This window comes from Microbacterium sp. H37-C3 (assembly GCF_027157935.1).
In the GTDB taxonomy this organism is placed as follows: Bacteria; Actinomycetota; Actinomycetes; order Actinomycetales; family Microbacteriaceae; genus Microbacterium; species Microbacterium plantarum.
The window spans coordinates 170,535-190,528 of record NZ_JAPVLR010000005.1 but is presented as its reverse complement, the minus strand read 5'-3'; the positions used below and the strand labels follow the sequence as shown (position 1 = coordinate 190,528).

General features: G+C 66.0%; 14 protein-coding genes and 2 tRNA genes. 2 read left to right on the top strand and 14 right to left on the bottom strand.

Annotation, left to right across the window (positions count from 1 at the left end; all coding sequences use genetic code 11):
• Positions 1 to 27: 27 nt before the first annotated feature.
• Genes O1W71_RS13990 through O1W71_RS13980 form a run of 3 tightly spaced genes read right to left on the bottom strand, consistent with a single transcriptional unit; the run spans position 28 to position 6,103 of the window.
• Entirely contained in the window at positions 28 to 2,784 is a 2,757-nt protein-coding gene (locus O1W71_RS13990) for a lantibiotic dehydratase (RefSeq protein WP_269268428.1), read from the bottom strand.
• 2 nt (positions 2,785 to 2,786) lie between these two features.
• Complete coding sequence (locus tag O1W71_RS13985) at positions 2,787 to 4,370, bottom strand: nitroreductase family protein (RefSeq protein WP_269268427.1); 1,584 nt, start codon at positions 4,368 to 4,370, stop codon at positions 2,787 to 2,789.
• A gap of 29 nt (positions 4,371 to 4,399) precedes the next feature.
• Positions 4,400 to 6,103, bottom strand: coding sequence for a TOMM precursor leader peptide-binding protein (locus O1W71_RS13980; protein WP_269268425.1), 1,704 nt, complete (start codon positions 6,101 to 6,103; stop codon positions 4,400 to 4,402).
• A gap of 75 nt (positions 6,104 to 6,178) precedes the next feature.
• On the opposite strand from O1W71_RS13980, the gene O1W71_RS13975 reads away from it, so the two are divergent.
• Entirely contained in the window at positions 6,179 to 6,337 is a 159-nt protein-coding gene (locus tag O1W71_RS13975) for a hypothetical protein (protein ID WP_269268424.1), read from the top strand.
• Between the two features lie 409 nt (positions 6,338 to 6,746).
• On the opposite strand, the gene O1W71_RS13970 is transcribed toward O1W71_RS13975, so the two are convergent.
• From O1W71_RS13970 to O1W71_RS13960, 3 genes are all read right to left on the bottom strand, one after another.
• Positions 6,747 to 6,923: a hypothetical protein gene (locus tag O1W71_RS13970; protein ID WP_269268423.1), complete on the bottom strand. Its 177-nt coding sequence runs from the start codon at positions 6,921 to 6,923 to the stop codon at positions 6,747 to 6,749.
• A gap of 119 nt (positions 6,924 to 7,042) precedes the next feature.
• Positions 7,043 to 8,989 (bottom strand): hypothetical protein, encoded by a 1,947-nt coding sequence (locus O1W71_RS13965; RefSeq protein ID WP_269268422.1) that lies wholly within the window; start codon positions 8,987 to 8,989, stop codon positions 7,043 to 7,045.
• Positions 8,990 to 9,153: 164 nt separating this feature from the next.
• Positions 9,154 to 10,299: a sensor histidine kinase gene (locus O1W71_RS13960; protein WP_269268421.1), complete on the bottom strand. Its 1,146-nt coding sequence runs from the start codon at positions 10,297 to 10,299 to the stop codon at positions 9,154 to 9,156.
• Positions 10,300 to 10,556: 257 nt separating this feature from the next.
• Between O1W71_RS13960 and O1W71_RS13955 the strand changes: the two genes are divergently transcribed.
• Entirely contained in the window at positions 10,557 to 11,216 is a 660-nt protein-coding gene (locus tag O1W71_RS13955) for a response regulator (protein ID WP_269268420.1), read from the top strand.
• A 176-nt stretch (positions 11,217 to 11,392) separates the two neighbouring features.
• Here O1W71_RS13955 and O1W71_RS13950 read toward each other — a convergent pair.
• From O1W71_RS13950 to dnaN, 8 genes are all read right to left on the bottom strand, one after another.
• Positions 11,393 to 11,465 (bottom strand) — tRNA-Ala (locus tag O1W71_RS13950).
• Positions 11,466 to 11,479: 14 nt separating this feature from the next.
• Positions 11,480 to 11,553: transfer RNA gene (locus O1W71_RS13945), tRNA-Ile, on the bottom strand.
• A gap of 61 nt (positions 11,554 to 11,614) precedes the next feature.
• Positions 11,615 to 12,019, bottom strand: a complete 405-nt coding sequence (locus O1W71_RS13940) for a DUF3566 domain-containing protein (RefSeq protein ID WP_112615523.1) — start codon at positions 12,017 to 12,019, stop codon at positions 11,615 to 11,617.
• Positions 12,016 to 14,595 (bottom strand): DNA gyrase subunit A, encoded by a 2,580-nt coding sequence (gene gyrA, locus O1W71_RS13935; RefSeq protein WP_112615521.1) that lies wholly within the window; start codon positions 14,593 to 14,595, stop codon positions 12,016 to 12,018. Before gyrA ends, O1W71_RS13940 begins: the two co-directional genes overlap by 4 nt.
• Positions 14,596 to 14,628: 33 nt before the next feature.
• Positions 14,629 to 16,686: a DNA topoisomerase (ATP-hydrolyzing) subunit B gene (gyrB, locus tag O1W71_RS13930; protein WP_269268419.1), complete on the bottom strand. Its 2,058-nt coding sequence runs from the start codon at positions 16,684 to 16,686 to the stop codon at positions 14,629 to 14,631.
• Positions 16,687 to 16,809: 123 nt separating this feature from the next.
• Positions 16,810 to 17,298, bottom strand: coding sequence for a DUF721 domain-containing protein (locus tag O1W71_RS13925; RefSeq protein WP_112615518.1), 489 nt, complete (start codon positions 17,296 to 17,298; stop codon positions 16,810 to 16,812).
• A complete protein-coding gene (gene recF, locus O1W71_RS13920) occupies positions 17,285 to 18,451 on the bottom strand; it encodes a DNA replication/repair protein RecF (protein WP_269268418.1) in 1,167 nt (388 codons plus the stop codon). Before recF ends, O1W71_RS13925 begins: the two co-directional genes overlap by 14 nt.
• Positions 18,452 to 18,509: 58 nt before the next feature.
• Positions 18,510 to 19,649: a DNA polymerase III subunit beta gene (gene dnaN / locus O1W71_RS13915; protein WP_269268417.1), complete on the bottom strand. Its 1,140-nt coding sequence runs from the start codon at positions 19,647 to 19,649 to the stop codon at positions 18,510 to 18,512.
• Positions 19,650 to 19,994: the final 345 nt, after the last annotated feature.

Sequence of the window (19,994 nt, the reverse complement as noted above, 5' to 3'; positions counted from 1 at the left end):
CGACGGGCGATATCGGACGAACCGCGGTCATCGTGTCACCGCCGGAGCGTTGAACTCGAAGGTGATCTCCGAGACGTGGCGTTCCCCAGCCGCATTCCGCGCGGGCAGGCTCTCCGGTACCGGCAGCATCTCGGTGAAGACCAGGCGCCGATTCGCGCGCTGGGCCAACTGGTCGAGGATGTCGAGACAGAAATGGTCCTCGAAGTCGACGAACTGCGGCTTACCGAAACGCACGGCGGAGTCATCACCCTCGCCCTCGTCCCCACCGGCGGCATCGGGCGTGACGAAGACGTAACGCGGTAGACCGTGCCTGCGCGTCCACCGTCTCCAGCCGAGCATCCGTTCCGCGCCATCCGCGCCTAACAGACCCTCGGGGAGCGAAGCCGGGTCCGTCTTCCACACTCGTCGGACGAGCACCAGGTCGCCTAGCCGCACCCGCGGATGGCCGCCTATCTCGCCCCCGCCCAGAGGTTCGTCGGTCCCCGTCCAGAGGTCGAGGCTCGCGATCCGACTCTGCGAGAACGCCAGGAGCAGCCGCTGCATCTCCGGCAGTGCCATGGGCATGAGGAAACCCAGATAGACCGGGATCACCTCGACGTCCAGTCGCCGTGAGCGGAGGAGAAGCCGGCCGCACGAGGGGTCACGGACGATCGAGAGATCCTCCACAGGCAACTGCTCGTCCGTGTCGCGGAACGAGACCTCACCGGGACAGACGATCTCGTACGGCGTGACGACGGAATGCAGGTTCAGGTTCGACGTGTCGTATCCCCCGGTGATCTCTGCGAAGACGGCGCCGGGCGGAGTGATGCTGCGCAGGTGCTCTCGCAACGCGTCGACGAGAGAGGTGTCGCCGGACTCCGCGAAGCAGTGGTGGAAACGCGAGAACAGCAGTGACAAGCCCGTATAGGTGCGATTCAGGACGCACCGATCGCGGCCGTCTATCTCGCCGATCTGGCCGAAGTAGGCGCGCGGGTCCAGCCGGTCGCCCAGATCGGGTAGCGCGGCCGCCACCTCCTCGACGAAGGCGTCGTCGAGAACGAGGTCACCGGCACCATCGTGCGCGGCATACCGCGAGCGCATCGCACGAACCAGGGTGCGCCGTGCCTCATCGAGAGCGCGGACCTCGTCCATCTTGAACCAGTTCTCCTGGTCCTGATATTCGTTGTCGACGAAAGGCCGTCTGTTGGCCGAGTAGCGGAGGTACTGGTCGTAGACGTCGAGGTGGAAGTCGTGGGTGAACTTCACGATGTCGTCGCATGTTCCGCGTGCCCCGTAGCGGGCGTCGAAGAACCCGCGCACCATCAACCGGTGCGGGGTGAGGGAGTCGAAGACGGGCAAGATGCGAGCAAGCGAGGCGAAGTCGCCGGACAGCCCGCTTTCCCAGGCATCGAGCGACGCACGGACGCTGCCGCGCGGCAGCGCAGAGTCCTCGTAGACCACCGTGCGGAGCCGCTCCGGTTGCTGCACACCTATCCCGCGCATCATCGCGTCGTAGTGAGAGTGCAGATCGCGGATGATGAGCCGTCTCTCGTCAACGCTGGCCTGCGCGTAGGTCCCTACGAGGTCGGTCATCCGACGGATGTCGGTCGAAAGCGTGGAAGCCCATGGCGCCTCCAGTCCTGCGATCCTGTCCGCGAAGTGAACAGCGGGATCCACCGCATGGATGTCCATCGTCAGCACAGGCGCGGTCAGCAGATTCAACCTCAGGAGATGCCGCAGGTAGTGCCACACATCGTCGAGGGGACGGTCGTGCGGAAGCTGGGAGTGGAGCGCGATCTGCAGGCGGCCCATGGTCATCGTGCGGTCTCCGAGCACACGGAAGAGATCGTCGACGATGTCGCTGTGCGCAAGGAAGAACACGTTCTCGTCGAAGGTGTCGAGGGTCATCGCCGCATCGGCGTCACCGACCTTGCGCTGCCTTCGCATGTACCTGACGCGCCGACGATCGCTCGTCCATCCACGCGAGACCATCACGGGGAGGTCGACGAGATGCTCGTCGGACGCCAGGATGGCCTCGCTCACCCGTGCCAGCATGGCCATGTTCAACCGGGGATTGCTCCGGGCTGCTTGGGAGTCCAGAACCTCGGGATCGACCTCGAGCACACCGCCAGCATCGCCCGAGAAGTCGCCCAGCGCGACGTCGGTGAGTGTGCTGAAGGGACTCGTCTTGCAGACCGTCCGATAGACATAATCGCTCGCCGACCGCTCGATGCGCCGGGCGCGCTTCGACAGGCTGGCGGGATCGGCGGCCAGGTAACGCGGGATGGCCTCGTCGAGAGATGGCGACGCCAGAAGAATCCCGGAGCGCAGTACTGGTGTCGCGATAAGCCGTTGCAGGGCCGCTCTCCGCAACGGGAGCTCGGCGCGGAACACATCGGCGCCGCTTCGGCGCACGTCACGCGTCTGCTGCGCGAGATCGATCCACTCGAGGATGTCACCCGCCAGGCCATCGGGGAGAATCGCGAGCGCTGCCCGGGTGGCCTCGATGTCGCGCGGCACACGGGCGTTGAAGATGTCACGGCGGAGATTGATCAGTGCGTGACGGACCCCGTCATCTTCTTGGCCGCCGATGAACTCCTGCACGCGGTCCGGAAGGGTTCGGGCAGCATCGTCGAGTCGCGCCTCGGCGTCGAGCACGACGTCGGCCCATGCGACGGTCCGAGAGAATGCCAGTCCCTGCAGCCGTTCCCAGGGCAGCGGCGCGACTCGGAACATGAAGTGGGGGGGCGTCGACTTCGCGACGGAAGAGATCCGTGGGTGAGCGAGGGCTGAGAGGTTGGTCATGACTACTCCTTCGCGTCGAGATCCAGCGGTGCGGCGAAATCCGCCTGATCGACGCGATCGCGGCCGATCATGATCATGATCAAGGGCCATTCGCCGGTGTCGATCACGCGCAAACGCTCGGCGTACGCGACGTTGTCGAACCCCAGGGCAGCACCACACGCGAGCCCGAGGTCGGTAGCCGCAAGGTAGGCGGACTGGGTCGCCGCACCCACGACTGCGTTCAGCAGACGCACGGTCCGCGAGCCACCTGCGGCGAGCACGTCGTCGGCCGGCACGAGGATGGCGAGCACGGCCGCCGCCTGCTCGACGTTGTAGTTGTCGAGGAAGTACGTGGCCTGAAGGAAGAGCCCGGGATCTTCGTCGTCGATACGGACCAGGGCGTCCCGCTCGTGGTCGTACACGTATCCACCCGGCGAGATCCCCTCGACGTGGTTACAGAAAACGGCCACCCGGGCGAACTGCGCCCGTCCGGCGTCGGTGAGCAGCCGCGCACCTCGATCGGTGGTGCGAAGCACATGGGCAAGCTCCGCGAGACCCAGCGGGATGTTGGAGCTGAAGGTGCCGAAACTGGACCGCCTGGCGGCCAGAAGATCCGACAGTCCGAGCGCGGAGCTCGACTCCGCGCTCGGAGGCAGCGACGTCATCTGACCCGACGACGTCCGCGCGAGCACCACATCTATCGCAGGAGCGATCGTGTCCGCGAAGGAGTCGCGCATGACGTCGACCACCTGAGGGAAGCGCGTCGACCCGGGAAAGCGCTCCGCCTCCTCGAACCGCACCCCCGCCTCGGAGGTGACGGTCCCGCTTTTCAGGTCGCCGGCCCCCGGCGGGAGTGGCAAGACCGCCAAGGTCGTCTCCTCGAACGGGTCGAGGCCGAGCAGGCCGTCGAGACCCGCGGAGTCGAACCACAGGCGGGGAGTCCGCGCGGCCGAGTCGCCCGACAACCCGGACAGTGCGAGTGTGGCGAGCACCGTCCCGAGGTCCATGGTGACCACGTGGTGGCTGAAGCTGTTGTATTTGAAAGCGTTCTTCCAGAGCTTGACCGTCACCAGCAGGAACTGGTCGGTCCCGCAGTCGTCGTCGATCGCGGCGCGAACCCTGTCGTGTGCATCGCCGACAAGAAGCCTTTGCATCGTTCCCGAGGCCGTGTTCCAGTGATACACACCGGGAAGCTGCCGCGCCGAAGAACCGCTCACCCAGTAGAACTCGAGCGGATAGAGACCGCCACCATTCGCCGTGCCCCGGGAGTACGTGCTCACCGCGCTCACCGTCTTGTTGACCGCATCATCGTTGCCGGTCACGCGCAGACGACGCGAGAGGAGACCATATGTGTCGTGGAGGGCGCGGCCCATGCTACCGACGTCCAGCACATCGCTCGGCGACGTCGACGGGGATGAGAGCGCATCCGACAGCCGTGTACGGCACTTCTCGCCGACGGGCATCTCGAACTGCGCGGCGTCGGAGAAGACCTTGTGGCGCCGGGGCTGCTGGTCCCACAGCACCACGTGGTCGAGCGGTGGCATCGGCGTACGGGCGCGCCGTACGACATCATCGACGTACTTCCTGACGCGTGTCGTCGTGGGCATGTGGGCTCCTGTCGGAATGACGGCGGTCATCAGGGGAACGGGTGCGGTACCGGGTTGATGTCCTCGAACCGCAACGCGGTGGCGCGAAGCCCCGCGTCGCGGTGAGCGGTGCGGGTCCGGTCCATGTGGAAGGCTCGCTGTTTGTGCCAGCCGAAGTCGATCGGGATCAGCCCCGGCACGACCGTGGCATACGTGTTCAGACCCATCGACCGTTGCTCGGGCGACGTTTGATCCACCGCGAGGAGATCGAACCCCCTGTCGTCTAGCGCGGCGATGACCCACCGCAGGTCGTCCGAGAGGTCGAGGTTCCGGGGACGTGTCCTGTTCCATTCCTCGTAGACAACCCCCATCGGCTGCGCGCGGCGCTCGCTGAGCAGAAAGTCTGAATGCTCGACCATCTCGTCCATTCCGTGGAGGAGAGCATGGTGCTTGAGCTCGCGAACCAAGCCGAAGTCGTTCAACATCGCGCGAGCCTCGGCAGCGCCGCTCGTCATCCGCCGGTCGAAGCTCGGGACATACGATGCGACCTCGCACAGCGCCGCCCGCATCGCCTGCACCGGGTCCAGCGACGAGCCGGCGGCGAAGCACAGTGCGCCCGGACGTCCGTCGGTCCGCACGGCGACGGCGGTCACGACGGGAACCGGCAAGTCGACCCTGGTGTCGAACATGCGCACGTCGAAGCCCTCGAGCGCCATCCGCGCCACCATGATCGAGATGTCCGAAGCGCCGCTGCTGAGCGGATCGATCTCGACCGCAGGATGACGAGCGAACCAGGTCAACAGGAAAGAGTCCCGTTCGATGAGCTCGAGGACTCCGTGCAGGATGGCCTCCTCAGGGCTTCCCCCGGTAGCGCAACCGTTCGAGCATTCATCGACGAATGCCGGGCCCGTCTGATCCAGATAATGCACGAGTCGCTGCGGCACGAACGTATCCGTGTCGGTGGTGAGGTTGCGACCCCAGACCCAGGGGATCTCGAGGTCCTCGGTGAACTCGACGAAATAGGGCGTGTTGAAGTCGTAGAACTCGCGCGGATAGAGGGTGCACGCACGAGGATCGAGAGCGGGCACGTCCAGGTCGCGAAGCGCAGCCCAGACGGGTTCGGGCAGGCCGCGGGCCAGGAGGCCGGCATACCGCTCGAGACCCTCCAGCACAGCGAGCCGCCGCGAGTCCTCGATGTTGTCGGCGTGGCCGCTCCAGAAGAACTCGTAGAGGTGCGCTGCCCCGCGCACGTAGCTGTAGCCCGTGACGGGGATCGTCGTCGGGTTGTCGAAAGCGGCGGGAGCCTGGGGGCCCAACACGCCACACACCGGGTTCGCGAACACGTCGATGTCCATGGCGTAGTCGCGCAGCGAGGTCAGACGGTAGGTGTCGACGTCGGGTTTCGGGCGGGGTGCGAACGGGACCGCCGCCCGCGACGGCGAGTTGGCCGGGGTCATGCCGCATGCGGGACAATCGGGGTCCGCCAGGAGGGGGAATGTCCGGGTCGCGAGAGTGTCGAGCTGCAGCCTGCGCACGGGGGTCTCCCCCATGGTCGAGGGATGGACACGGGTATCGTCTTCCACCATCAGCTGCAGCGCGTCGAGCACCAGTGGCGTCAGCCAGACGCCCGACGGCAGCGCGCAGGAACTTCCCGCCATCTCGAGAGCGTCGCGCTCGTCCTCCCGACGAATGGCTTGCCAGCGGCGATGGAAGCAGAGAGCACAGGCAGCTCGTTCAGATTCGACTCCTGTCATCACGTACGCGTCGCGCCCGTGAAGGTGCACCGTTGTGACCTCCCTCTCGGGGAACAGCGTCGTGTCGACGGCACCGTGGATTCCCAGGACATCGGTCGCGCCGAGTTCCAGGACACGTGCACGTGGGCGATCGCTCCGTCGCGGCTGGGCGTCGAGATACGCCTGTACCGTGTCCGCGGCTCGCACTATTACGGGTGCCGTCATTTCTCCTCCATCGCCGCCGAGGCGGCCTAGATCACTTACTGGTCGACCCGCAGCTGGACGAACACCCGCAGCAGCTGCCGCAACTCGAACTCGAACAACCGCAGCAGCTCGAGGTCGAGCAGCTCGACCACTGGAGCGCTTCGTCCTGCGACAGCTGGGCGAAATCGTCTATCTCGAAGGTCTGCGCCTCGAGATCGGCGATCTGTCGTGCAAGGGGATTCATCATCACCCCTCCTCTCCGTTGGTCTGGGTCGTCACGCACACGACGATGTAGAGCTGCAGCTCGAACTCGTCGTCGAGCAGCACGACGAGCACGAGCACGAGCACGTCGATGTGGTGCTGCACGCGCAGCTGGTACTGGTCGAAGCCGCCATGTCTTCGGCGGGTGTGAAGTCGAGCACCTCGAAGGTCTCCGCCTCGAGAACCGCGATGTGGGCTTTCAACTGGGACATTCGTTCACCTCCTTTCCGGTTGTGCGTGGGCGTGTGGCGCCCGTTCGGGTCAGCCGATATGGCTGCAGCTGGTCGTCGATGTCGAGCTCGTGGCGCTGCAACTCGTCGAGCTGCAGCTGCAGGTCGTGCATCCACAGCAGCTGGACGTCGAACAGCTCGACCACGCGAACCCCTGCTGGTCCATCAGCAGCTCGGCGCTGTCGAGGATCTCGAACGTCTCGGTCTCGAGTGCTGCGAGGTCCGCCCGCAATCCGTTCTCCATGTCTTCCTCCCTTCTCGCAGGTCAACTGTCGGCCGGAAGCAGAACTCGCACGGTGTGGAGCGCCCCCGTCGCCCGGATATCGGCGGTCGTCGTATCTACCACCACCGTGTCGAGGGACGCCTCGGTCGACCCGGTGAAGGGCTCGGACACCGTCCGCAACGCAAGAGTCGACACATCGAGATCCGGGATGAGCATCCGGTCCGGTTCGGCCCCGGTCGGAGCCACGAGCACGCGGCCGAGGAGTCGGAGCAAGGCATCCTGGGCGGCCTGATCGACGTCCCACCCGGAGCCGAGCGTGTGCTCGCCGGACCGCAGGTCTCGCGCGAGCAACACGGTCCCCACCGCGGTGTGCGGAAGCTCGACGAGAACCGGGTCCAGACCCTTCAAGCGAGCCGCGTCGAGCAGGTACGCATTCTGCGCGTTGAGACCGTCGGCGGGGATGTCGTGCACGTCGCCCTCGCGCACCAGCGAGGACAGCGCGCGGAAGGCTGCGGCTGACAGCAGGCCGGCGGCTACAGCTTCGGCAAGGGTGGCACCCGCTCCCTCGCCGGCAGTGGTGCGTTCGAACGCGCCGCGTGAGTTCACTGCATGGCGCGACCACACCGCTGCCTGGGGGACGAGAACTCGCTCGCCACCGAGGGTGATTCCGGGGACGAGAGGCATGTCGTCGGCCTCGACGGGGCCGAGACCCGTTGCGATCTCGAGCTCGGTGGCGAGAATGCGTCTGAATGCGGACGACTCCTGCGGCTCACGCGGACCGACGTTGCTGACATGGAGGAGCGCGGCGGCCTCCATTGCGCGCCGACGAGCGTCTCCGAGGTTGTCCAGCGAGAACCCCAGCACCGTGGTCGACGTACCCGACCGCCGGTGCACGGCGCGCGCGATCTTGATCGGCGACTGGTCGACCAGCTCGTCGGTGAATCCCGTGACGACGCCGACCTTCTCGCCGACGAGGCGCAGATAGCGCTGCAGCCTGTCGGAGTCCACGTCGTTGTCGACGCTGTCCATCGCTGTTGGCCATGATCGGACCTCGGCGGCATCCGGTGGCCGGATGCCGGATGATCGCGGGTCTGGAAGGACCGCTTCGCGAGAGGTGTCACCGGTGGTGAGGTCGACGATCACGATCGCGTCGTCTGCTTCGGCCGGTGGGGCCGCCGTGAGGTAGCGGAAAGCGTCGTAGGCCACCGTGGTCCCGAGGATGCCCAGCTGCACGCGCGAGAGGGACGCCACAGACACACGATGGGCGGGATCTGAGATCGCCCGCCACATCTGGAGGGAGCCGGGTGTCTCGTCGTTGTCGGTCAGCCGGGCCATCGCCGCAGCCCAGTTGATCGCGGAACCGGGACGGGTGATCGGGCCGAGGATGACCTGGTCTCCGATCCGCGTCACGGGGTAGACGGCGCTGCCGGGCTCACGAGTGGCTCGGGCGATCGCCGAGGCGTCGCCGGTGGTGTCAATGACGATCCGCAGTGCGGCGGCGCCGGCCGCGGGTGTCTCATCCGCGTCCGCCGTGCGGAGCAGGCCGTTGCGCTGCAGGCCCCGTCGGACGACGTCGCTGACTTCTGGGTCGCCCTCGACGGTGACATGCGCAGCGCGGAAGCGACGAAACCGCTCGAGACCATCGTTCGCGTAATGGTCGATGTAGGCGATCTGTGCTCGAAACGGGGCAAGAGGCCCCGTCGGGTCGACCGGGTCTCCGTCGATCAGTGACACCGCGTCATGGTCGCGGAGAACGGCGAGAAGACTGTCGACCATCTGGGATCGAGACTCATCAAGTCCGGCCACCAGCTCCTCGGCCGTGCGTGAGCCGTCGAGGAACGGGGCGAGGCTGGCGAGCCACCGATACGTCGTCTGCCCGCGCAGAACGAAACCTCCGTCGGAGTGCCGGACCAGGGCTCCGCCGGGCACCTGCGCGAAAACCAGATCATGGCGCAGCCGCAGCCTGCTCGCCGCCTTCTCGGACTGCATTGCGATATTCATCGGCCCCCCACTCGATCTCGACCACACGCGTCGTGTCGACCTCGACGGTGGTCTCGCTCGAACACATGCTCATCTTGTGGGAGAAGGATCCGCACAGAAGTGCCGATTAGATGGCACGAAAGTACGGCCGCAGGAGAGGCCTGCGGGTCGGGTCACTCGCTCTCGTGACCCGTCGGCACACGGACCGACAGCGTCCACACCCCCGAGGACGCGGCGGCGGAGAGATGTCCGCCCACCCTCGAGACACGCTCACGCATCCGGACCAGGCCGAACCCGCCGGATGGTACGCGTTGGATTCTGCGTCCTTCCTCGACGGAATTCGTGATCTCGAACTCGACGGCGGCCCGCGACGTCCGCACCGCAAGGGCGACCTCCGTGCCGCTCGAGTGCTTCAGCACGTTCGTGGTCGCCTCGCGCACGAGCCGGGACAAGGTCAGGTCCACGATCCGAGGCAGCTGTGTCCCGTCGACGGCGTCGACATCCGCACGTACGGTCATCCCGGCGCGCTCCAGCGTGTGACACCCGTCTGCGATGGCGCCCCGAAACTCGGAAACCGACGCGGAGGTCGTTTCTGTGGGCTGAACGTGCGATTGCCCCACAACGCGCCTGAGGTCCTCCAGCGCGCGACGCGAAGAGGAGCGGATCGCGTCGAGTGACGTGCCGTGCGCATCGCATTCGACGATCAAGTCGACGTGCATGGCGATGATCGTCAGATCGTGTGCAACCACGTCGTGCAGCTCATCCGCTATTCGCAAACGCTCCGCCATCACGGACTCGTGCTCCGCCCGCGCACGCTCCGCCAACTGCTCACGCAGTCGGCGCGACCCCGCCTCGATTCTGCGCATGATGAGCCCGCTGGACGCCGACACCACCCCCACGGCCATGAGGACGATCGCCTCGGTGACAGGCGTCGCGTCAGCGAGGATGCTCCACGCGAGCCCGCCTGACCACACCATGGCGTACACGAGTATGACGCGAAGGTCGCACGTGCGGACCACGAGGGCCAGCGCCACAGCGGCTACCACGAGGGCGAGTGCTTGCGTATCCCCCAGGAAGGCGCCGAGGAGGAGAACGACGATGACCGCAGCCGAGAGTCGGGGCGAGAAAGCGAACCCGGCCAGGGAGACGGTGAAAAAGGACTCGAAGATGGCCGTCGACAACGGATCCCCGGCGGTTGCGTGCATGGCGATTCCGGCGACGAGCAGCACACCTGCGAGAGTGAGCAGCGTGATGCGCTCGGGACGACTGAGAGGCGAGACGTGGCGGAGCCCGTGACCGAAGCCGTCGCTACGCTTCACCGTCCCCACGCTCACAGGACCATTGTGCGTCGCTGAGGCCCGGGCGAGTCAACCGCCACATCGCGCCAGTGTCAGTGTCAGTGGCACACTCCGAGCATCTTGCAGAGTTCGGACCAGAAGCCGCCCGCCATCATCCCGTGAATCACGCACATCACCTCCCCCGGTGTCATCGCCTCCAGCATCACGCGAAGAGAGCGGCCCATTCGTCTCGATCCGTCGCACTTTCGTACCGAAGAATCCCGGATATTCTCGACGACGTGACCGAGATCCGCGTGCTGATCGCTGATGATGAGGAACTCATGCGCAGCGCTCTGGCGATCTTCGTGGAACGCTCGCCGTCGATGACGGTTCTCGGGACCGCCGAGGACGGTGCCGTCGCGGTCGACATGGCCGAGCGTCTTCGTCCCGATGTGGTGCTCATGGATCTGAACATGCCGCGAATCGACGGTTTCGAGGCGGCACAGCGTCTGCAGCGCGCAGGAAACCCCGCACAGATCATCGCGATCACGACGCTCGGCACCACCGACGCCATCACCCGTGCACTGAGAGGTGGATTCGCCGGCTACCTGTTGAAGGATTCTCCGCCGGATGCGGTCGTTGCTGCGATCGCGGCGGTGCACAGCGGTTCGGGCGTCCTGTCCCCCGAAATGACCAAGCGTCTGGTACTCGACGTCAAGCGGCACGACGTCATCGATGCGCACGCGGTCGAGAGCCTCAACGACCGCGAAGCGGCGATACTCCGCGAGCTCGCGCTCGGTAAAAGCAACAGCGAGATCGCGGATGCGCTCCATCTGTCCGAAAGCACCGTCAAGACCCACCTCGGCGTCGTCATGAAGAAGTGGGATGTACGAGACCGAGTGCAGGTCCTCATCACGGCGGTCAGGGCCGGACTCGTCGATCTGTTTCCGGCGGACTGAAGCGGACTATCGTCGCCGTCGTGATGGACGGGGTCGCAAGCACGGCCGCAGGCACCGAGCGAGCAGATCACTCGCACGCCTGAACTCCCGCGTTTCGTTGCGGCTCGAACTTCCCGGCGCCGACGAAAAAAGTGACGCCGGGTATCCGTGGGAACGGATACCCGGCGTCTTGTCTGTGGAGCCTAGGAGATTCGAACTCCTGACATCCTGCTTGCAAAGCAGGCGCTCTACCAGCTGAGCTAAGGCCCCGAGGGGGTTCGGGGTGGGGCTACCAGGACTTGAACCTGGGACCTCTTCATTATCAGTGAAGCGCTCTAACCGTCTGAGCTATAGCCCCGTACCGACGCGCTTCACGCGCCGGCAACCTCCAAGACTTTACCCGATGATCCGGGAATCTACTAATTGGAGGTGAAGCCGACCAGCAGTCCGCCGGTGACCTTGACCATCACGTTGTAGATGCCGGCGACGACAGCGCCCAGCACCGTGATGACGATGAGGTTGAGGATGGCGACGACGGCCGCGAACGCCATGACCTGCGGCAGGTCGAGGAACTGCTTGATGGAGAAGTCACCGTTCGAGAACGCCACGAACAGCTCGTCCACCCGGTCGATGAGACCGGTGGTGCTGAGCACCATGAAGACGAGGAAGGTGGCGACGACCGTCACGATCGCCAGGGCCACCGCGGCGAGGAACGACAGCTTCACGGCCGACCAGAAGTCGACGTAGACGAGGCGCAGGCGGACCTGCTTCGCGCTGGTCTTGCTCGTGGACTTCTTGGCGAGTTTGTCGGCGACCGTGCTCATGCGTCAGAACCACTCTCTTCGGTATCCGCGGACGGGGGTGCATCCGGGGCGGAGGCATCCTCGGATGCCGCGTCTTCGGTCAGTCCACGCTCACCGTTCCGGGCGATGGCGAGGATGCGGTCGTCGTCACCGAACCGGGCGAAAACGACGCCCATGGTGTCGCGACCCTTGGCCGGGACCTCGGCCACGGAGGAGCGTACCACCTTGCCGCTGGCAAGAACCACGAGGACCTCGTCGGTCTCCGACACGATGAGACCGCCCGCGAGCACCCCGCGATCGTCGTTCAGCTTGGCCACCTTGATGCCCAAGCCGCCGCGGCTCTGGGTGCGGTACTGGTCGACCGACGTGCGCTTGGCGTACCCACCGTCCGTGACGACGAACACGTAGCCCTCGTCCCGCACGACCGATGCCGACAGCAGGCTGTCGTCCTCACGGAACGAGATGCCCTTCACACCTTCGGTCGATCGGCCCATCGGGCGCAACGCGTCGTCGGTGGCCGCGAAGCGCAGCGACATCCCCTTGCGCGTGATGAGAAGGATGTCGTCGCCCTCGTCGACGAGCAGCGCGCTGACGAGCTCGTCGCCGCCGGCCTCGTCGTCCTGGCCGCGCAGGCGGATCGCGATGACACCGCCCTGGCGGTTGGTGTCGTACTCGGTCAGCGCGGTCTTCTTGACCTTGCCGTCGCGGGTCGCGAGTACCAGGTACTGCGCCGCGGCGTAGTCGCGGATGTCGAGGATCTGCGCGATCTCCTCGCCCGGCTGAAGCGCGAGGAGATTGGCGACGTGCTGGCCCTTCGCGTCGCGGCCGGCCTCGGGAAGCTCGTACGCCTTGGTGCGGTAGACGCGGCCCTTCGTCGTGAAGAACAGGAGCCAGTGGTGCGTCGTCGTGACGAAGAAGTGCTCGACGACGTCATCCGCGCGCAGCTGGGCGCCCTTGACTCCCTTGCCGCCTCGGTGCTGCGAACGGTAGTTGTCGCTCCGCGTGCGCTTGATGTACCCGTCGCGGGTCACCGTGACCACCATCTCCTCTTCGGGGATGAGGTCTTCCATCGACATGTCGCCGTCGAACCCGTGGAGGATGTGCGTGCGCCGCTCGTCGCCGTACTTGTCGACGATCGCGGTCAGCTCTTCGCCGATGATCGAGCGCTGACGCGCGGGGGTGGCGAGGATGTCGTTGAGGTCGGCGATCTTCAGCTCGAGCTCGGTCGCCTCGTCGATGATCTTCTGACGCTCGAGCGCCGCGAGGCGGCGCAGCTGCATCGACAGGATCGCGTCGGCCTGCAGATCGTCGATGTCGAGAAGGGCCTTCAGTCCCTCTCGGGCTTCCTCGACCGTAGGGGAGCGGCGGATGAGCGCGATGACCTCGTCGAGGGCATCGAGCGCCTTGAGGTATCCGCGCAGGATGTGCATGCGCTTCTCGGCCTCGTTGAGGCGGTAGCGCGTGCGGCGGACGATGACCTCGATCTGGTGGGTGATCCAGTACGAGATGAATCCGTCGAGCGGGAGGGTGCGGGGCACGCCGTCGACGATCGCCAGCATGTTGGCGCCGAAGTTCTCCTGCAGCTGCGTGTGCTTGTACAGGTTGTTCAGCACGACCTTCGCGACGGCGTCGCGCTTGAGCACGACGACGAGGCGCTGACCCGTGCGATCGCTCGTCTCGTCGCGGATGTCGGCGATGCCGGTGATCTTGCCGTCACGAGCGAGGTCGCGGATCTTCAGCGCGACGTTGTCGGGGTTGACCTGGTACGGCAGCTCGGTGATCACGAGGCAGTTGCGGCCCTGGATCTCCTCGACCTCGACGACAGCGCGCATCGTGATCGAGCCGCGACCGGTGCGGTACGCCTCGCGGATGCCCTTCGTACCGAGGATCTGCGCCCCGGTGGGGAAGTCGGGGCCGTGGATGCGCGACATCAACGCTTCGAGGAGTTCCTCACGCGACGCGTCCGGGTTCTCGAGCGACCACAGGGCGCCCTCCGCGACCTCGCGAAGGTTGTGCGGCGGGATGTTCGTGGCCATGCCGACCGCGATACCCACCGAACCGTTCACGAGCAGGTTCGGGAAGCGCGAGGGCAGGACGACCGGTTCCTGGGTCTTGCCGTCGTAGTTGTCCTCGAAGTCGACGGTGTCCTCGTCGATGTCGCGGACCATCTCCATGGCGAGAGCGGCCATCTTGGTCTCGGTGTACCGCGGGGCCGCGGCACCCTGATTGCCCGGCGAGCCGAAGTTGCCCTGCCCGTCGGCGAGCGGGTACCTCAGCGACCACGGCTGCACGAGGCGGACGAGCGCATCGTAGATCGCGCTGTCACCGTGCGGGTGGTATTGACCCATGACCTCGCCGACGACGCGGGCGCACTTCGAGTAGCTCTTGTCGGGGCGGTAGCCGCCGTCGTACATGCCGTAGATGACGCGGCGGTGCACCGGCTTGAGGCCGTCCTCGACGCGGGGGAGCGCGCGCCCCACGATGACGCTCATCGCGTAGTCGAGGTAGCTCCGCTGCATCTCGACCTGGAGGTCGACCTGATCGATGTTGCCGTGGTTGTGGGCAGGCGTGAGGTCGGGACGTTCTTCGTCAGACATACGTTCTCAGTTTCTCGATGTCGCTCGGCTCGATCAGATGTCGAGGAAGCGGACGTCCTTGGCGTTGCGCTGGATGAAGGTGCGGCGGGACTCGACGTCTTCGCCCATGAGCACCGAGAAGATCTCGTCGGCGGCGGCCGCGTCGTCGATCGTCACCTGGCGCAGGGTGCGGGTGCTGTGGTCCATCGTGGTCTCCCACAGCTCTTTCGGGTTCATCTCGCCGAGACCCTTGTAGCGCTGGATGCCGGATTCCTTGGGGATGCGCTTGCCGTTGGCGAGCCCGTCGGCGAGAAGAGCGTCGCGCTCCTTGTCGCTGAACACGTACTCGTGGTCGGCATTCGTCCACTTCAGGCGGTACAGCGGCGGCATCGCCAGATAGACATAACCCGCTTCGATGAGCCCGCGCATGTAGCGGAACAGCAGCGTCAGCAGCAGCGTCGTGATGTGCTGCCCGTCGACATCGGCGTCCGCCATCAGCACGATCTTGTGGTACCGCGCCTTCTCGACGGCGAAGTCCTCGCCGATGCCGGTTCCGAACGCGGAGATGATCGCCTGGATCTCGTTGTTGCCGAGAGCACGATCGAGTCGCGCCTTCTCGACGTTCAGGACCTTGCCGCGCAGCGAGAGGATCGCCTGCGTCTCGGGGTCACGGCCGCGCACAGCCGAACCGCCGGCCGAGTCACCCTCGACGAGGAAGATCTCGGAGATCGACGGGTCCTTGCTCGTGCAGTCCTTGAGCTTGTCAGGCATCGACGCCGACTCGAAGACGCTCTTGCGGCGGGCGGTCTCGCGGGCCTTGCGCGCGGCGAGACGCGCGGTCGCGGCATCCACCGCCTTCATGATGACGCGCTTGGCCTGGGCAGGGTTGCGGTCGAGCCAGTCCGTCAGCTGGTCGCCGACGATCTTCTGGACGAACGCCTTCGCCTCGGTGTTGCCGAGCTTCGTCTTGGTCTGACCCTCGAACTGCGGCTCGGAGAGCTTGACGGAGATGACGGCGGTGAGTCCCTCGCGGATGTCGTCACCGGTGAGGTTGTCGTCCTTCTCCTTGAGGAGGCCCTTATCGCGCGCGTAGGCGTTGACGCGCGTCGTCAGCGCCGCCCGGAAACCCTCTTCGTGGGTACCGCCCTCGTGCGTGTTGATCGTGTTCGCGAAGGTGAACACGTTCTCGGTGTAGCTCGTGGTCCACTGCATCGCGAGCTCGAGCGAGATGTGGCGCACGGTGTCCTCGGACTCGATCTCGATGATCTCGTCGTTGACCACCTCGGTCTTGCGCAGCTTGTTCAGGTACTCGACGTAATCGACGAGGCCACGCTCGTAGTGGAAGTCATCGTGTCGCTGCTGCGACTCGGAACCACCCTCGTCGAGGTCGACGACCACGGCCGCCTCGGGGCGCTCGTCGGTCAGCGTGATCCGCAGCCCCTTGTTGAGGAATGCGGTCTGCTGGAAGCGCGTGCGAAGAGTGTCGTAATCGAACGAGATCGTCTCGAAGATGTCGCCGTCGGGCCAGAAGGTGACGGTCGTTCCGGTCTCGTCGTTGTCCTCGCCCTTCGCCAGGGGAGCCTGCGGCTTGCCGCCGTCGGCGAAGGTCTGGCGCCAGACCGATCCCTGACGCTTGATCTCGACCTCGAAGCGCGTCGAGAGCGCGTTGACGACCGACGATCCGACGCCGTGCAGTCCACCGGAGACGGCGTAGCCGCCGCCGCCGAACTTTCCACCGGCGTGCAGGACGGTCAGCACGACCTCGACGGTCGACTTCGTCGGATCGGAGGCGTGGGGATCCACCGGGATGCCGCGGCCGTTGTCGACCACCCGGAGCCCACCGTCTTCGAGGATCGTCACGTGGATCGTGTCGCAGTAGCCGGCCAGCGCCTCATCGACCGCGTTGTCGACGATTTCGTAGACGAGGTGGTGCAGACCACGCTCACCCGTGGATCCGATGTACATTCCCGGACGCTTCCGCACCGCCTCGAGGCCTTCGAGCACCTGGATCGCGTCGGCGCCGTACTCGTTGGGCACCTTCGCCGAGGTCTCCTCAGCCGAATCGGGGGTTTCGGGGTCTTCGGGAACGCTGTCGGGATTCTGAGACGTCATAGGTTTCGAGCGCTCCACATCGGTTCGGTCAGTCCCGCTCAGTCTACCCGTTCGGTCGCTCTCACGCGGCCCTCAGCGCCCGTATGGCGAACGAAAGTCGGATTCGATGACTGGGGACGTGGCTCATCCGTAGGTATCGCGAGGGCCACGGCCTGGAACGGCTCTGGGGCCCCATTTCCAGGAGGGGACGTCCGGGCCTACGAAACGCACCGACTCGACCCCCGACTGTGGGAACGCTTTCACGAGCTGAGTCGTGATGACCGTCCGCATCAGATGGAGGTTCTTCGCCCACGCCGTCGAGTCGCACTGCACGGTGAGCACGCCGTCGGAGAGCGCGACGGGGGATGCGTGGCGCGCGGTCTCCTCGCCGGCGACCTCCGCCCAGCGCAGCACGAGATCCTCGCGGGAGAGCTGGGCATCCCACCCGGCCTGACGAGTAAGGTCGGCGATGACGTCACCGAGTCCCTTGGGGTCGCGTCCGGACGTGAAGGGCTGGTTCTCGTCGTCGTCCGTCCGCTGCCGACGGCGCTTCTTCCACCGGCCCGAGGGCTCGAGCCCGCGCAGACGCAGGTACGTGGAGATCGTCTCCGGCGCTTCGTCAGACGGCAGCATCGGAATCCTCGTGCAGCGTGCCGGCCTCGACGCGAACGGTGCGTGCACGCAGACCGAGCGGAACGTCTTCGGAGACCGCCGCCGTCACGATGACCTGTTCGTAGTCGGCGACGATGCCGGCCAGGCGCGCGCGCCGATCGGCATCGAGCTCGGCGAAGACGTCGTCCAGGATCACGATGGGGTCGCCCAGGGTCGATTCCGCGCGCAGCAGCTCGGCCGACGCGAGGCGGAGGGAGAGGGCGACGGACCACGATTCGCCGTGCGACGCGTAGCCCTTCACCGGAAGATCGCGGATGCGCAGGATCAGGTCGTCGCGGTGCGGGCCGACGAGCGTGATGCCGCGGTCGAGCTCCGCGCTGCGACGATCGGCGAGGGCGGTGCGGAAGAGCTGCTCGATCGCCGCCGCGTCGGCGATGCCGGCGTCGGCAGGGGAGTCGTCCTCTTCCGGATCGGCTCCGCCCACGGAGAGCGCCCACTGGAGTTGGGGTCGATGGTCGGCACCGGCGATGGCGGTGTAGGCGCGGGCGACCGGGCCGGCGAGTTCGGATGCCAGTCGCAGACGGGCCCGGATGACGTCGGTGCCGAGCGAGACGAGCTTGTCGTCCCATACCTCGAGTGTCGAGAGCCCGTCTCCACGGACACCGCGGGCGCGAGCGGATTTCAGCAGGGCGTTGCGCTGCTTGAGCACGCGGTCGTAGTCGGCGAGGACGCCCGCAAGCCGCGGGGCACGCTGAATGAGCAGCTGATCGGCGAATCGCCGGCGCGCCGACGGATCACCGCGCACGATCTGCAGGTCTTCCGGTGCGAAGAGGACGACCTGTGCGTAGCGAGGGAGTTCCGCCGTGCGCACGGGCGAACCGTTGACGCGAGCCTTGTTGGAGCCCATGCGATTGAGCTGCGCTTCGAGCTGCACCCGTCGCTGACCGTGAGCGAGCCGGGCTCGGACGAAGGCGGAATCCGCGCCGTCGCGCACCATGGGTGCGTCCTGCGACACTCGGTGGGAACCGAGCGTCGCGAAGTAGCCGATCGCCTCGGCGAGATTCGTCTTTCCCTGACCGTTGCGCCCGACGAACACATTCGCCCCGGGAGTGAGAGAGAGCTCGGCAGCCGCGTAGTTGCGGAAGTCCACCAGGCTCAGCTGCTCCACGATCATCAGATCACCCTAGTTCTCGTCTCCGACAGTCCCACCGAGGTGGTCGTGCTGGGGGCGATCAGCGCAGGAGGAGGTTGGGCTGCAGCAGGTACTTGAACGACTCCACGCCGCCCGAGGTCTGCGGGGTGATGAGGATCGGGCTGAGCTTGTTCGCGTTCTCGCTCGAGGTGAAGGTGACGCGCGTGAACTCGCTCTTCACGGCCGCGAGCGCCTCGAGCAGGTACTGCGGGTTCAGGCCGATGACGACCTCGTCGCCCGTCAGTGTCGCGTCGACCGACTCGGTCGCGCGTGCCTGCTCAGTGCCCGACGCATCCATCGAGACCCCGTCGGCGCCGAACGTGAAACGCAGCGGAGCCGAACGGTCGAGCACGAGGGCGACACGCCGCACGGCTTCGGTGAGCTCACCGGTGTTGACGACGGCGTGGTGGTCGGTCGCCTCGGGGAACAGGCGGCGGACCGGCGGGAAGTTCCCCTTGATGAGCAACGACGTGACCGTCTTGTTGCCGGCGGTGAAGGCGATGATCTCGCGGTCGCCGGAACCGGAGAACGACACCGTGATGTCGCCGGAGTGGGCGAACGTCTTACCCACCTCGGTGAGTGTGCGTGCCGGGACGAGCGCGGTGGTGGTGTTCTCGTCGGCGACGATCCCGCTGTCGAACGGGATGTCGCGGAGCGCCACGCGGTAACGGTCGGTGGCGACGAGACTGAGCTGGGTGCCGCTCACCTCGAGCTGAACACCGGTGAGCACGGGAGTCACGTCATCGCGCGACGCCGCGAAGGCGACCTGCGAGATCGCCGTGGCGAAGTCCTCGGCCGGCACGACACCCGATTCGCCCGAGACCTCAGGGATCGCGGGATATTCCTGTACCGGCATCGACGCGAGCGTGAAGCGCGCGGATCCACAGGTGAGGAGGATCCCGTCGTCGTCGACGGCGATCTGGATCGGCGCGTTCGGCAGGCGGCTGGCGATCTCCGACAGCAGACGACCGTGCACAAGGATCGTGCCCGGGTCGTCGACGGTGGCCTCGATCGTCGTGCGTGCGGACGCCTCGTAGTCGAACGCCGACAGCGAGAGACCCGCCTCGGTGGCTTCGATCAGCACACCCGCCAGGATCGGCTGCGGGTTGCGCTGGGGGAGGAGCTTCACGACGAACGACACAGCCTCGCTGAAGACGTCGCGATTGACCTGGAACTTCACTGGCGCTCCCTTGTCGTGGATGAAAGCTCTCCCATGCTAGTGCCCAACCCGAGCGGTTCCCGAAGCACGGTTGCGACCGGCCTCACCGCCGTCGAGGTGATCGAATCGCAAATTCTCTAGATGTAACTGTCTTCTTCATCTCCGCTGTGGAAACTGTGGACAACTCGGTGGATACCAGTCGGGAGACGGGAACCACACGGATGTAACTTGTGAGCCGGCTGCGGATGATCGTGGGATGACGTCGGCCGCGCTCGGATCGCTGTCGAGCGGCGATCCACAGGAGATGTGTGATTCGTTCACAACTCTTCGACGACGAATCGAAGTTATCCACAGGTTTTCCACACT